Genomic DNA, 13304 nt, shown 5'->3' on the forward strand with positions numbered 1-13304 from the left:
TGCCTTACCGGGCACGCCCGGCGCACACACGCCCGCCCGGGGGGCCGGCCGGCGCCAGGGCGCGCCCCCCGGGTCGCGGATCACCGGCCGCCGGGCTCCCGGCCGCGCGCGGCGGCCCCGCCGAGGTGGTCGGGGACGGGGGCCCGCTCCAGCGCCTCGCCCAGTTCGTCCAGGTCGGAGCCGCCCGCCATCTGCCGGGTCAGCTCGTCCAGGTCGATGTCGCCCTTCAGGTGACTGCCGGCCATGGCACCCCGCTTGAGCAGCACGAAGCGGTCCCCGACGAGGTAGGCGTGGTGCGGATTGTGCGTGATGAGGACGACACCGAGGCCCGCGTCACGCGCGGCGGCGACGTACCGGAGGACGACCCCGGACTGCTTGACGCCGAGGGCGGCGGTGGGCTCGTCCAGGACGAGGACCCTGGCGCCGAAGTAGACGGCCCGGGCGATGGCCACGCACTGGCGCTCACCGCCGGAGAGGGTGCCGATGGGCTGGTCGACGTCGCGCAGGTCGATGCCCATCCGGGCCAGCTCGGCGCGGGCGGTCTCGCGCATGAAGCGGACGTCCATGCGGCGGAAGGGGCCCTTGCCGGTGGTCGGCTCGGAGCCGAGGAAGAAGTTCCGCCAGACCGGCATCAGCGGGACCACGGCGAGGTCCTGGTAGACGGTGGCGATGCCCCGGTCCAGGGCCTGGCGCGGCGAGGCGAGGCGGGTCTCCTCGCCCGCGACGCGCAGGGTGCCGCCGTCGTGCGGGTGCAGCCCCGCGATGATCTTGATGAGGGTGGACTTGCCGGCGCCGTTGTCGCCGAGGACGCAGGTGATCTCGCCCGCGTGGACCTCCAGCGAGACGTCCTCCAGGGCGCGCACGTTGCCGTAGAACTTGCTGACGTCGGCCAGCTCGACCAGGGGGCCGGTCTCGCCCGTGGCCCCGGCCACGGTGGGTGCGGGATGCGCGTTCATGCCGTCTCCTCCGCCCGCTTGCGGACCCAGTGGTTGAGCAGGGTCGCCAGCAGCAGCATCGCTCCGAGGAAGAACTTGAACCAGTCGGGGTTCCACTCGGCGTAGACGATGCCCTTGCTGGTCATGCCGAAGATCAGCGCGCCGACGGCGGAGCCGATCGCGGAACCGTAGCCGCCGGTGATGAGGCAGCCGCCGATGACGGCCGCGATGATGTAGATCAGCTCGTTGCCCACGCCTTCGCCGGACTGCACCACGTCGAAGGAGAAGAGCAGGTGCTGGCCCGAGATCCAGGCGCCGAGGGCCACACCCAGGTAGAGGCCGATCTTGGTGGCGCGCACCGGCACGCCGACCGCGCGGGCCGCGTCGGCGTCGCCGCCGGCCGCGAAGATCCAGTTGCCGTACCGGGTGCGGAGCAGGATCCAGGTGGCGAGGGCGACCAGGGCGAGCCACCACAGCACGGTGATCTTGATGTGCACCGAGCCGAGCGTGAGGGTGGAGGCGAAGACCGCCTTGGCGGAGTCGAAGCCCTCCATGTCGGAGATCGACTTGGTGGAGACCGTGCCGCTGATGAGCTTGGTCAGACCGAGGTTCAGGCCGGTCAGCATCAGGAAGGTGCCGAGCGTGATGATGAAGCTGGGCAGCCTGGTGCGGGTCAGCAGCATCCCGTTGAAGAGCCCGATGGCGAGCGTGACCAGCAGGGAGACGCCGACACCGACCCAGACGTTGGCGGTCATCTGGTAGCTGAACATCGAGGAGACCAGCGCCGAGCTGGTCACGGCGACGCCGGTGGAGAGGTCGAACTCGCCGCCGATCATCAGCAGCGCCACCGGCACCGCCATGATCCCGATGGTGGAGGCCGCGTAGAGGACCGTGGTGAGGCTGGAGACCTGGAGGAAGCTGTCGGCGGCGAAGACGAAGAAGAGGAAGACCGCGACGGCGCCGACGACCGCGCCCAGCTCGGGGCGGCCGAGGAGCTTCTTCAGGGGGGATCGGGTGATCAGCCGCTCGTCCGCTGGGCCGGAGGGGGTGGCGGGGGCGGGCGCGCTCATCGGGTGCCCCGCTTGGTGTAGTCGGCGAGGGCGTCGGCGTCCTTCTCGGTGATGATCTGCGGGCCGGTGAGGACCGGCTGGCCGCCGCCGAGGACGTCCGCGTTGTAGTGGTACAGCCAGAGCAGGTCGACCGCCTCGTACCCCTGGAGGTAGGGCTGCTGGTCGACCGAGAAGCCGAGGGTGCCGTCCTTCAGCCCCTGGGCGACCTTGGCGTTGAGGTCGAAGGTGTTGATCTCGGCCTTGCTGGAGGCGCCCTCCTTGGCCTTGACGGCGGCGTCCGCGAAGGGGGCGCCGAGGGTCACCACGGAGTCGAGGCTCTTGTCGGTCTGGAGCCGGGCCTCGATGGCGGCCTGCGTGTCGGGCATGTTGGTGCCGTCGACGTAGAGGTTGACCAGCTTGCCGTCGAAGCTCTCGCGGACGCCGTCGCAGCGCTGCTCGTGGCCGACGTTGCCCTGTTCGTGCAGGACGCAGAGGGCCTTCTTGCGGCCGCGCTCGTTCAGCTCCTCGCCGACCGCCTCACCGGCGATCTCCTCGTCCTGCCCGATGTGGGTCAGCGCGCCGAACTCCTTGGACTTCTCGGAGCCGGAGTTGACGGTGACGACCGGGATGCCGGCCTTCACGGCCCGCTCGACGGCGGCCTTCATCGCGCCGGGCTTGGCGAGGGTGACGATCAGCCCGTCGACCTTCTTGTCGATGGCGGCGTCGACCAGCTGCGCCTGCTGCTGGGCCTCGTCGTGGTGCGAGTAGAGGAACTTGATGTTGTCCTTGGCGGCGGCCTGCTGGGCGCCCTTCTGGACGATGTCCCAGAAGGTGTCGCCGTCGCCGGAGTGGGTGACCATGGCGAAGGTCCAGCGGGGCGTGTCCACCGCGGCCCTCCCCTGGGCCGCCTCGGCCTTGGCCGCGTCCTCGGCGCGCTTGCCGCCCGTACTGCTGCACCCGGCGAGGGATGCGCCGAGAACCCCTGCGAGCGCGATGCTTACCCAGGTCCGAAACCGTGCCACGAGGCCGTGCCCTTCTCGCTGTGCCGCTTCATGCGAAGGGGGCGGAACAGCCGCCCCAACCGCCCAAGTATCCCCGACCGCTCCGGCCGGTTCTCAGGCCGGGGGCCCGGGGCCGCCCGGCCGGCCCCGGCGCCACGGGGCGCGGGGCCCGCGTGGGCGGGGTCCGGTGTGGTTGTAGTGGGGCGCGGGGGGCGCGTCAATGTGTGCGACGCCACGTCCGCGGTTCGTTGTACGACCGTTCCCACGGAGCGTGCGGTCCACCGCCGGTCAGCGGCGGGCGAGGAGCTGGAAGTCGAAGGAGTGGCGGGTGGCGCGGTAGACGTGGCTGCCCAGTTCGACGGCCCGGCCGGTGTGGTCGCGGCTGAGGCGGCGCATGGTCAGCAGCGGGGCGCCGGGCGCCTCGCCGAGCAGTGCGGCCTCCTCCGCGGTGGCCGCGCGGGCGCCGACCGACTGGCGGGCGCTGTGCAGGGTGACGCCCGCCTCGCGGAGCAGCCCGTACAGGCCGCCGGCGGCGAGCCGGCCGGGGTCGAGGCCGAGCAGCCCTGCCGGGAGGTGGTTGGTCAGCCGGGCCAGCGGTTCCCCGTGGCTGAGCCGCAGCCGCTCCAGGTGGACCACCTCGCTGCCCTCGGCGAGCTGGAGGGCGGCGGCCGTCTCGGGACTCGCCGTCTCGGTGACGCAGCGCAGGACGCGGGTGGTGGGGCGTAGCCCGGCCGCCTCCAGGTCGTCGTGGAGACTGCTCAGCTCCAGCGGACGGCGCAGCGGCGCGTGCAGGACCTGGGTGCCGACGCCCCGGCGGCGGACCAGCAGTCCGGCGTCGACCAGTGACTGGATGGCCTGGCGGACGGTGGGCCGGGACAGGCCGAGGCGCCGGGCGAGGCCGATCTCGTTGCCGAGGAGCGTGCCGGGGGCGAGGTCGCCGCCGGTGACGGCGGCCTCGAGCTGCTGGGCGAGCTGGTGGTAGAGCGGCACGGGGCTGCCGCGGTCGACGCGCAGGTGGAGCGCGGCGGTCGGGTCCTGGTCGGTCGGGGGCACGCAGGCGAGCGTAGGGGATGTCCTCACGGGCCCGGAAGGCGCGCGGTCCGGTTGTCCTGACAACCGGTTGACGGGACGCTGAGCGCCCTGCACGTTGGGTCCATGAGGATCGCACTCGCCGGAACCGGCCGGATCGGCTCGGCCCACGCCCGGACGCTCGCGGCACATCCGAAGGTGTCGTCGTTGGTGGTGGCGGACGCGGAACCGCGGCGCGCTGCGGCGCTGGCTGCCCGGACCGGGGCCGAGGCGGTCGCCGACGTGGACGCGCTGTTCGCGGCGGAGCCCTCGGCGCTGGTGGTGACGGCGGCGACGGCGGCGCACGCCCCGCTGATCGCCCGGGCCGCGCGGGCGGGGCTGCCGGTCTTCTGCGAGAAGCCGGTCGCGGTGGACCTGCCGGGGACCCTGGCGGCGCTGGCGGAGGTGGAGGCGGCGGGCACGCTCCTCCAGCTCGGTTTCCAGCGGCGCTTCGACGCCGGTTACGCGGCGGCCAGGCGCGCGGTCCGCTCCGGCGAGCTGGGCCGCCTGCACACCGTCCGTGCCCTCTCCTCGGACCCCGCTCCCCCGCCGCCCGCCTACGTCCCGCTCTCCGGCGGCCTGTTCCGCGACTGCCTGGTGCACGACTTCGACATGGTCCGCTGGGTGACGGGCCGCGAGGTCACCGAGGTGTACGCGACGGGTTCGGACGCCGGTCCCGCCATGTTCCGGGACGCCGGGGACGTGGACACCGCGGCCGCCCTGCTCACCCTGGACGACGGGTGCCTGGTGACGGCGACCGCGACGCGCTGCAACGGCGCCGGGTACGACGTGCGCATGGAGCTGGCCGGCGAGGCGGGCCAGCTGACGGTGGGGCTGGACGCCCGGGCGCCGCTCACCTCGGCGGAGCCCGGCGGCCCACCGGCCCCGGCGGAGCCGTGGCCCGGGTTCCTGGAGCGGTTCGCCCCGGCGTACGAGGCGGAGCTGGACGCCTTCCTGGCGGTGGCCCGGGGCGAGCTGGCCAACCCGTGCGACGGCCGCGAGGCGCTGGCCGCGCTGCGGGTGGCCGAGGCGTGCGAGGTGTCGCGGCGGGAGCGGCGGCCGGTGCGCCTGGCGGAGGTGCCGGGCGGCTGAGGCGGGGTGCGGGCCCCGGCGCGGGCGGCGCGCCGGGGCCGGGGCGTCACCAGCGCAGGGGCAGGTCGGTGACGCCGCGGATGAGCAGGCCCGGCGCCCAGCCGGAGGGTTCGCCGTCGGGGGCGAGGTCCGGGCAGCGCTCCAGCAGGGAGTCGAGGGCGATCCGCCCCTCCAGCCGGGCCAGCGGCGCGCCGAGGCAGAAGTGCAGGCCGTGGCCGAAGGCCAGGTGGCCCTGGGTGCGGCGGCGGATGTCGAAGCGCTCGGGGTCGGGGAAGCGGGCCGGGTCGTGGCCCGCCGAAGCGAGGCTGACCAGGACGGGTTCGCCCTCCGCCAGACGGACGCCGCCGATCTCCACCGGTTCGGTGGTGTGCCGCCAGGTGGCCGTCTCGATGGGGCCCTCGTAGCGCAGGATCTCCTCGACGGCGCCGTCGATCAGGGTGGGGTCGGCGCGCAGGGCGGCGAGCTGCTCCGGGTGGCGGAGCAGGGTGTGGACTCCGCCCGCGATGAGGTTGACGGTGGTCTCGTGGCCGGCGATGAGCAACAGGTAGGCCATCGCCCGCAGTTCGCTGGAGCTGAGTTGGTCGCCGCCGTCGTCGGCGGTACGGATGAGGTCGCTGATCAGGTCGCCGGTCGTGCCCGAACGCCGCTTCTCCTCGATCAGGGCGTCGAGGAAGGTGCCGAGCGCGGCGAGGTTCGCCTCGGCCGGGACCTGCCCGGAGGGGGCGACCACCTCGCTGGACATGCGGCGGAAAGCGGCCCGGTCGGCGACGGGGACACCGAGGAGTTCGCTGATGACGGTGAGCGGCAGCGGGAAGGCGAAGGACTGGACGAGGTCGGCGCGCCCCCGGGGCACCATCGCGTCCAGGAGTTCGTCGGTGATCCGCCGCACGAGCGGGGCGAGGGACTGCACGCGGCGGCCCGTGAACTCGCGGGCCACCAGGCGCCGCAGCCGGGTGTGCTCGGGCGGGTCGGCGACCAGCATGTGGCGCCCGATGAGTTCGCCCTCGGGGATCTCGACACCCAGGGTCGTCGGGTCCTTGGACAGCCGCGGATCGGCGAGGGCCTCGCGGGCCTGCTCGTAGCCGACGACCAGCCACGCCTCGACGGGGCCGCCCGCTCCGGGCACGCGGACGCGGTGGACCGGGCCGCGCTCGCGCAGTTCGGCGTAGACCGGGTACGGGTCGGCGGTGAACGGCTCGCCGTAGGCCGCGAGGTCGACGACATCGGTCATGGTGCCCCCTTCGTGCCGGCGCCGCGTCAGGTACTTCCCGGTGCCGCGTCGGCCCAACCAGCCTACTCAGGCGCCGTGTTGGCAGCACCGACCGAGGCCGCCCCGGGTGCCACGCTCACCGGGCCGGCGCGGCGGGGCCCTGTGGCGCGGGGCCCGCGGGGTATCCGGCGTCGTGGGCGAGCAGGGCGATCTGGACGCGGTTGTCGAGGCCGAGGCGGGCGAGGACGCGGGAGACGTGGGCCTTGACCGTGGCGACGCTGAGGTGCAGCTCGGCGGCGATCTCGGCGTTGGAGGCGCCACGGCCGACGGCGAGGGCGACCTCGCGTTCGCGGGGGGCGAGGGTGTCCAGGCGCCGGCGGGCGCCGGCCCGGCGGGTGTGCGGGCCGTCCTGGGCGACCTGGTCGATGAGCTGCTGGGTGACGGCCGGGGAGAGAACCGGGTCCCCGGCGGCCACCCGGCGGACGGCGGCGACGATCTCGGCGGGCGGCGTGTCCTTGAGGACGAACCCGGCCGCCCCGGCGCGCAGCGCCCGCAGCACCTGTTCGTCGGCGTGGAAGGTGGTGAGCAGGACGACCTCGGGGGCGTCGGGCAGGGCACGGAGCCGTTCGGTGGCGGCGAGGCCGTCGACGTGCGGCATCCGGATGTCCATCAGCACCACGTCCGGCCTGAGCCGTTCGACCAGGGCGGGGACCTCCCGGCCGTCACCCGCCTCGCCGACGACCCGCAGGTCGCCGGCGCCGCCCAGCATGAAGGTGAGTCCGGCCCGCAGCAACGGGTCGTCGTCGACGAGGAGCACCGTGATCTCGGTCGTGTCGCTCATGGCGCCCACGGTAGCCAGGCGGTGACCCGGAAGCCGCCGCCCGGGCGGGGCCCGTGGGCGAGGCGGCCCCCGGCGAGCGTGGCGCGTTCGGTGAGGCCGATGAGGCCCTGCCCGGAGCCGGGTACGGGCGGGACGGGTCCGGCGGGGGCGGCGTTGGCCACGTCCACGCTCAGCCCGGCGCCGGGCCCGCCGGTGAGGGTGACCGTCACCGGCGCGCCGGGGGCGTGTTTACGGGCGTTGGTCAGGCACTCCTGCACGACGCGGTAGACGGTGCGGCCGAGCGCCGGCGGCACATCGGCCCCGGCGGCGAGGCGCCGGTCGAGGGTGAGGGGCGTACCGCCCTCGCGGGCCTCGTCGAGGAGGTCCGTCAGGGCGTCCAGGGTGGGCTGGGGGCGGGCGGCGTCGGAGTCGTCCCCGGTGCGCAGCACGCCGATGATGGCGCGGAGGTCCTGGAGGGCGTCGTGGGCGCTGTCCCGGATCACCCCCGCGGCGCGCGCGATCTCGGCGGTGGGGGCGTCGGGCCGGAACTCCAGTGCCCCGGCGTGCACGCTGAGCAGGGTCAGGCGGTGGGCGAGGACGTCGTGCATCTCGCGGGCGATCGCCTCCCGGGCCAGCCGCTGGGCCTGTGCGGCCCGCAACTCGGCCTCGGCCTCGGCGCGCCGGGCGCGCTCGCGCAGGCTGAGCAGGAGTTGGCGCCGGGAGCGGACGTACATGCCCCAGCCGACGGTGGCGGCGATGAGCACCGCGGCGAAGACGACGGCGGCGACCTGGTCGAGGCCGGGCTCGGGGTAGAGCCAGAAGGTGAGCGGTGCGGTGGCCAGCGAGCCGGCGGAGACCCAGGCGACCTGGCGGAAGGGCCGGTGGACGGCGAGGGTGAAGAGGGCGACGACGGCGGCGCCCCCGGCGGTCTGCGCGACGACGGCGACCACGGCGGTGGCGACGGCGAAGCCGAGCGGGTACCGGCGCCGGACCCAGACCGCCGCGCAGGCCAGGGCACCGGCGACCTGGTCGGCGACGGCGACGCCCGCGGGGAGGCCCGGCTGGTCCCGGAGCACGTCGAGTCCGGTCAGGCCGATCGCCACGGCGAGCACGAAGCAGGTGAAGTCGGCCAGCCAGTCGCGCGGGCCACGCCGGACCGGGCGGCCATCGGCGGGGCCGGCCGGGCCGGGCGCCGGAACAGGCCGGCCGGAGCCGGGCGTGGCGTGGTGGTGGCGGTCGGCGCGGATGCCCATGGTCGGCAAATCTACGCATCCCGTAGCCCCCGCGGGAGCGGACGGCCCGGCCGTGGACCATCGTCGGCACGGTGTCGACCTGAGGAGGGGGTCGCTCCCGCCGGGTACCTACCGGGGAAGGGTGCGACCTCGCCCCGCGGCCGATGTGCGTGGGGGGTCCGCGGGGCGAGGATCGCGGTATGAGGAAGATTCTGGAGATCGCCGGTTTCCTGCTGCTCCTTCAGGGGGCCATGGGCCTGGTGACCGCGTTCACCGACCGTTTCGACGTGGGCCTGGTCTCCCGCATCGGCTTTCTGGACGGCTACGAGGTGTACGCGAGCATCGCCGCCCTGGTGCTGGCGGTGGCGCTGTTCGCGGTGGCGTCCGGCCGTCCCGAGTGAGCGCGGACGGCGGCGGATACGCTCCGGGCCGGCGGTGTGGGGCACCGCCGGCCCGTGTGGCCGGCCCGCGCGGGGAGGCGCGGGGCCGGAGTCGGACGGGTCAGCAGCCGTGGTCGACCAGGTCGAACGAGGCGTAGTGGTCGGCGGTGTAGTAGTCCTCGTCGGCGGCGGAGCCGGTGACGATGCGGCGGGCGCCGCGGTTGTCGGAGCCGGGGGTCTCGACCGTGTACTCGTGGTAGTAGCCAGTGGACTGCGCGGGCAGCAGGCCCTCGCGGTTCTGGAAGACGGTGCCGTCCTGCGGGTACGGGAAGGGCCCGCCGGCGTCGATGAGGTCGAGGGTGTCGTGGGCCTGCGCGGGAAGGTCGGAGTAGCAGATGTCGCCGACCGCCTGGGCGGCGACGGCGGCCTGGAGACTGTGCGCGGTGGGGGCCTGCGCCGGGGCGGCCTGCGCGGCGGCGGGGCCACCGATCAGCAGGGCGGCGGCGAGCGCGGTGACTGCGGCGATGCGTGGGGGGATTCGCATGCGCCTAAGGATGACGCGCGTAGACCGGGGTGCGTCAAGGTCAACGACCGTTAATTTTCCGTCTGTTGCCGAACGAGCCGGATGCGCCGCCCGGGGCCGCCGGTGGTGCGCCCCCGGTGCGCACGCGCCGTCGAACCGTGGTGCGAGCGGCGCGCGGAGAGGGGGCGGACGGCGGCGGCCCACCCTCTCAGCCGGGGTGGGCCGCCGCCGGACAGGTCCGCCGTCACCGGGTCAGCCGCGCTCCAGAAGGCGGCCGGCGGGTTCGGTGTAGGCACCCTCGTGCAGGATGCGGCGGCCGCGCAGCCAGGTGGAGCGGACCACGCCCCGCAGGGTTCTCCCGGCGTAGGCGGTCACGCGGTTGCGGTGCTGGAGTGCCGCCGGGTCGACGGTGAAGGTCTCCTCCGGGTCGAGGACGGTGAAGTCGGCGTCCTTGCCCGGGGCGATGGCCCCCTTCGCGGTGAGTCCGGCGACGCGGGCCGGGGCCTCGGACATCCAGCGGACCACGTCGTCCAGGGTGTGGCCCCGCCGCCGGGCCTCGGTCCAGACGGCGGGCAGGCCGAGCTGGAGGGAGGAGATGCCGCCCCAGGCGGTGGCGAAGTCGCCGGTCTTGAGCTCGGCGGTGGACGGGGAGTGGTCGGAGACCACGCAGTCGATGGTGCCGTCGGCGAGCGCGGCCCACAGCGCGTCCCGGTTGGCGGCCTCACGGATGGGCGGGCAGCACTTGAACTCGGTGGCGCCGTCGGGGACCTCCTCGGCGGTGAGGGTGAGGAAGTGCGGGCACGACTCGACGGTGATCCGGACGCCGTCGCGGCGGGCGGCGGCGATGGCCGGCAGGGCCGAGGCGGCGGAGAGGTGCAGCACGTGGACGCGGGCGCCGAGGCGCGCGGCCTGTCCGATGAGGTTCTCGATGGCCTGGTTCTCGGCCTCTCCGGGCCGGGAGGCGAGGAAGTCGGCGTACTGCGGCCCGGGGCGCTGCGGGGCGCCGTCGAGGGTGTGCGGGTCCTCGGCGTGCACGATGAGCAGCCCGTCGAACCCGGCGATCTCGGCGAGGGCGACGGCGAGCTGGCCCTGGTCGAGGGGCGGGAACTCCTCGACACCGGACGGCGACAGGAAGCACTTGAAGCCGAAGACACCGGCGTCGTGCAGGGGCCGCAGCTCCTCGGTGTTGCCGGGCAGCGCGCCGCCCCAGAAGCCGACGTCCACGTGGGCCCGCGGCCGGGCGGTGTCCTGCTTGAGCGCGAGGTGCGCGGGGGTGGTGGTGGGCGGCAGCGAGTTGAGCGGCATGTCGACCAGGGTGGTGATGCCTCCGGCGGCGGCGGCCCGGGTGGCGGTCCAGAACCCTTCCCAGTCGGTGCGCCCGGGGTCGTTGACGTGCACGTGGGTGTCGACGAGCCCCGGCAGCAGGGCCGCGTCCCCCAGTTCCTCCACGGGCACCCCGGCCGGCGGCGGCGCGTCGTGCGGCAGCACACCCGCGATGACCCCGTCGGCCACGGTGACCTGGGCGGCCCGTGTCCCGGTGGGAGTGACGACCCGTGTCGAGCGCAGTACCCGTTCCAGCTCCGGCACCCCGGCCCCTTTCCTCCGTGCGTCCTGCGATTTCAACGTTCTGTTGAAGGAGTTTTCCCGCCTCGACCTGCCCCGTCAAGGGCCTTCGGCGCGCTTACGGCAGCTCCGGACCGCCCGGCCGGCCGAGCCGCACCACCCCGCCACCCACCCGGAACCCCCGGGGGACACCGGCCGCGACCTCCCGACCGACAGGCCTCGACGCCTCCTGTACGCTGGACCTTTTCATTTTGTGAAATTACTGTTCCGGATAACAGAAGATGAACCGCTGTACGGGCCGACCCGGCACCGCACACCTCCGCCCCCGGGCAGCGCCCCTCCACGGCGCCCGAGGGCGGGCACCGCCCGCCGGGTAGGCTGCTGCCTTGCCCGCCTGCTCCGAAAGGAACGCGACGTGCCGACGTCCCGCACCCCCGACGCCTCCGCCGAGAGCGCGGCCGCCCGGCCCGCCGGCGGCGTGCAGTCCCTGGAACGCGCCTTCGACCTGCTGGAGCGGATGGCGGACGCGGGCGGCGAGGTCGGCCTGAGCGAGCTCTCGGCCACCAGCGGCCTGCCCCTGCCGACCATCCACCGCCTGATGCGCACCCTGGTCGCCTGCGGCTACGTACGCCAGCAGCCCAACCGCCGTTACGCGCTCGGCCCCCGCCTGATCCGCCTCGGCGAGTCCGCCTCCCGCCTGCTCGGCACCTGGGCCCGGCCGCATCTGGCCCGGCTGGTCGAGGCGACCGGCGAGACCGCCAACATGGCCCTGCTCGACGGCGACGAGGTCGTCTACGTGGCCCAGGTGCCGTCCAAACACTCGATGCGGATGTTCACCGAGGTCGGCCGCCGGGTGCTGCCGCACTCCACTGGCGTCGGCAAGGCCCTGCTGGCCGGCGCCCCGCCGGAGGAGGTGCGCGCGCTGCTGGCCCGCACCGGCATGCCGGCCGCCACCGCCCGGACCCTGACCACCCCGGAGGCGTTCCTGGGCGCCCTGGAGGAGGTGCGGCGGCTCGGCTACGCGGTCGACGACAACGAGCAGGAGGTCGGGGTCCGCTGCCTGGCGGTGCCGGTCCCCGACTCCCCCACGGCGGCCGCCATCTCCATCTCGGGTCCGGCGGGCCGCGTCACCGAGGAGGCCGTCACCACCATCGTGCCGGTGCTCCAGCAGGTGGCGGAAGAACTCTCCGCCGAACTGGCCGCCTCGGGCCAGCCCGGCTGACCGGGCGGCTCAGCCGGGCGCCCCGGTGCCGAAGAGTTCCACGGCGGCCCGCAGCCGGGTCAGCTCCGTCGCGAGGGCGCTCACCGAGCCGAGCGAGGCGGCGACCACCAGCAGCGAGCGGCGCAGCCGCCCCTGGTCGGGCGTGCCCTCGCGCGCCATCGCGCCGAGCGCGGCCAGCTCCTCCTCGGCGACCGCCCGGTCCGGGAAATCCGTCCGGTGCGCGGCGAGCCTCCTGTGCAACTGCGCCGTGGCACCGCGCAGTTCCTCGATCCTCGGGTCCTGGCAGGCAGCCACCACCCGCCGGTCCTGCCGCCCCATGTCCATACTTCGCACCACGGCCCCTCCCCTGCGCACACCGCTGTACGCCGTGCCTGTGTGTGGTCCTGCTCCCCGGCACGATGGTCAGGCGCACCGGGACCGTTCAGTAAACGCCAGCAGGACCCCGACACGCCAGCGGGCGGGGCGAATTCACCGTTGTTGCCACCGTTGCCGCCCTTTCGGCACCCCGGATTCCGCTTCCGCCCGTGGCCGGCCACCGGCTCCCGTGCGGTATGCAGGACGGGTGGAGACGAGAGCGGGAGCACCCGGCGGGGCCGGGGACACGTACGGGGACCAGGTGACCGGTCTGCTGCTGGCGGCCGGGGGCGGCCGGCGGCTGGGCGGCCGCCCCAAGGCACTGCTGGAGTACGGCGGCCGCCCGCTGGTGGAGCACGCGGTGGCGGCGCTGCGCGCGGGCGGCTGCGCGCGGGTGCACGTGGTGCTGGGCGCGGCGGCGACGGCGGTACGGGAACGCGCCGACCTGGCCGGCTGCGTCATCGTGGAGAACCCGGCGTGGGCGACCGGCATGGGCTCCTCGCTCCGGGCCGGCCTCGCCTCCCTCGAGGACGTCGGGGCCGGGGCCGCCCTGGTGTGCCTGGTGGACCAGCCGGGCATCGGCGCGGCCGCCGTCGCCCGGCTCCACGCGGCGTACCGGGGCCCGGGCACGCTGGCCGCGGCCGGGTACGCGGGGCGGCGCGGCCACCCGGTGCTCTTCGGGGCGGCACACTGGGCGGGCGTGGCCGCCGGGGCGGCGGGTGACCAGGGCGCGCGGAGCTACCTCGCGATGCACGCCGGCGGACTCGCCCTGGTGGAGTGCGGGGACATCGCCGAGCCGCACGACATCGACACCCCGGACGACCTGTGGCGGCTCGGCGGCGGGTGACCCCGTCC

At 74.9% G+C, this 13304-nt stretch carries 14 protein-coding genes; 4 read left to right on the forward strand and 10 right to left on the reverse strand.

Translation table 11 applies throughout. The features are described from left to right. Positions 1–80: 80 nt before the first annotated feature. The 4 genes from Sdia_RS21780 to Sdia_RS21795 form a co-directional block, all read right to left on the reverse strand. Positions 81–956 carry an ATP-binding cassette domain-containing protein gene (locus tag Sdia_RS21780; protein ID WP_100453504.1) on the reverse strand — a complete coding sequence of 292 codons (876 nt, stop codon included), beginning with the start codon at positions 954–956 and terminating at the stop codon, positions 81–83. After that, positions 953–2005: an ABC transporter permease gene (locus tag Sdia_RS21785; protein ID WP_100453503.1), complete on the reverse strand. Its 1053-nt coding sequence runs from the start codon at positions 2003–2005 to the stop codon at positions 953–955. The genes Sdia_RS21780 and Sdia_RS21785 overlap by 4 nt, the downstream gene beginning before the upstream one ends. Beyond that, positions 2002–3006, reverse strand: coding sequence for a sugar ABC transporter substrate-binding protein (locus tag Sdia_RS21790; protein WP_115069194.1), 1005 nt, complete (start codon positions 3004–3006; stop codon positions 2002–2004). Before Sdia_RS21790 ends, Sdia_RS21785 begins: the two co-directional genes overlap by 4 nt. Positions 3007–3273: 267 nt before the next feature. Then, the gene (locus Sdia_RS21795) at positions 3274–4038 is read right to left on the reverse strand and encodes a GntR family transcriptional regulator (RefSeq protein ID WP_189499852.1); all 765 of its coding nucleotides are present in this window, start codon (positions 4036–4038) and stop codon (positions 3274–3276) included. Positions 4039–4140: 102 nt separating this feature from the next. Between Sdia_RS21795 and Sdia_RS21800 the strand changes: the two genes are divergently transcribed. Then, positions 4141–5145, forward strand: a complete 1005-nt coding sequence (locus Sdia_RS21800) for a Gfo/Idh/MocA family protein (protein WP_100453500.1) — start codon at positions 4141–4143, stop codon at positions 5143–5145. Between the two features lie 46 nt (positions 5146–5191). Here the strand turns inward: Sdia_RS21800 and Sdia_RS21805 are convergent, their stop codons facing one another. The 3 genes from Sdia_RS21805 to Sdia_RS21815 all read right to left on the reverse strand — a co-directional run bounded on the left by Sdia_RS21805 (position 5192) and on the right by Sdia_RS21815 (position 8428). Continuing rightward, positions 5192–6376: a cytochrome P450 family protein gene (locus Sdia_RS21805; RefSeq protein WP_189399511.1), complete on the reverse strand. Its 1185-nt coding sequence runs from the start codon at positions 6374–6376 to the stop codon at positions 5192–5194. Positions 6377–6491: 115 nt separating this feature from the next. Next, positions 6492–7196: a response regulator gene (locus tag Sdia_RS21810; protein ID WP_100454317.1), complete on the reverse strand. Its 705-nt coding sequence runs from the start codon at positions 7194–7196 to the stop codon at positions 6492–6494. Further along, positions 7193–8428: a sensor histidine kinase gene (locus Sdia_RS21815; RefSeq protein WP_189399513.1), complete on the reverse strand. Its 1236-nt coding sequence runs from the start codon at positions 8426–8428 to the stop codon at positions 7193–7195. Before Sdia_RS21815 ends, Sdia_RS21810 begins: the two co-directional genes overlap by 4 nt. A 179-nt stretch (positions 8429–8607) precedes the next feature. On the opposite strand from Sdia_RS21815, the gene Sdia_RS21820 reads away from it, so the two are divergent. Next, entirely contained in the window at positions 8608–8808 is a 201-nt protein-coding gene (locus Sdia_RS21820) for a hypothetical protein (protein WP_100453497.1), read from the forward strand. Positions 8809–8908: 100 nt separating this feature from the next. Here the strand turns inward: Sdia_RS21820 and Sdia_RS21825 are convergent, their stop codons facing one another. Together Sdia_RS21825 and allB are read right to left on the reverse strand one after the other, a co-directional pair. Next, positions 8909–9331 (reverse strand): guanyl-specific ribonuclease, encoded by a 423-nt coding sequence (locus Sdia_RS21825; protein WP_164377905.1) that lies wholly within the window; start codon positions 9329–9331, stop codon positions 8909–8911. A 231-nt stretch (positions 9332–9562) separates the two neighbouring features. Next, entirely contained in the window at positions 9563–10897 is a 1335-nt protein-coding gene (gene allB, locus Sdia_RS21830) for an allantoinase AllB (RefSeq protein WP_115069192.1), read from the reverse strand. 391 nt (positions 10898–11288) lie between these two features. Here allB and Sdia_RS21835 point away from each other — a divergent pair, with 391 nt between their 5' ends. Next, a complete protein-coding gene (locus Sdia_RS21835) occupies positions 11289–12095 on the forward strand; it encodes an IclR family transcriptional regulator (protein WP_100453494.1) in 807 nt (268 codons plus the stop codon). Between the two features lie 9 nt (positions 12096–12104). On the opposite strand, the gene Sdia_RS21840 is transcribed toward Sdia_RS21835, so the two are convergent. Then, positions 12105–12431, reverse strand: coding sequence for a DUF5955 family protein (locus tag Sdia_RS21840; protein WP_229830318.1), 327 nt, complete (start codon positions 12429–12431; stop codon positions 12105–12107). Positions 12432–12720: 289 nt separating this feature from the next. Between Sdia_RS21840 and Sdia_RS21845 the strand changes: the two genes are divergently transcribed. After that, entirely contained in the window at positions 12721–13296 is a 576-nt protein-coding gene (locus Sdia_RS21845) for a nucleotidyltransferase family protein (protein ID WP_100454312.1), read from the forward strand. Positions 13297–13304 lie beyond the last annotated feature (8 nt).

The organism is Streptomyces diastaticus subsp. diastaticus, assembly GCF_011170125.1.
GTDB lineage: Bacteria > Actinomycetota > Actinomycetes > Streptomycetales > Streptomycetaceae > Streptomyces > Streptomyces diastaticus.

Bases quoted from the DNA above. Each gene is read 5' to 3' on its own strand.
- Sdia_RS21780 (WP_100453504.1), bottom strand. From the start codon at position 956: ATGAACGCGCATCCCGCACCCACCGTGGCCGGGGCCACGGGCGAGACC.
- Sdia_RS21785 (WP_100453503.1), bottom strand. From the start codon at position 2,005: ATGAGCGCGCCCGCCCCCGCCACCCCCTCCGGCCCAGCGGACGAGCGG.
- Sdia_RS21800 (WP_100453500.1), top strand. From the start codon at position 4,141: ATGAGGATCGCACTCGCCGGAACCGGCCGGATCGGCTCGGCCCACGCC.
- Sdia_RS21805 (WP_189399511.1), bottom strand. From the start codon at position 6,376: ATGACCGATGTCGTCGACCTCGCGGCCTACGGCGAGCCGTTCACCGCC.
- Sdia_RS21810 (WP_100454317.1), bottom strand. From the start codon at position 7,196: ATGAGCGACACGACCGAGATCACGGTGCTCCTCGTCGACGACGACCCG.
- Sdia_RS21815 (WP_189399513.1), bottom strand. From the start codon at position 8,428: ATGGGCATCCGCGCCGACCGCCACCACCACGCCACGCCCGGCTCCGGC.
- Sdia_RS21820 (WP_100453497.1), top strand. From the start codon at position 8,608: ATGAGGAAGATTCTGGAGATCGCCGGTTTCCTGCTGCTCCTTCAGGGG.
- Sdia_RS21825 (WP_164377905.1), bottom strand. From the start codon at position 9,331: ATGCGAATCCCCCCACGCATCGCCGCAGTCACCGCGCTCGCCGCCGCC.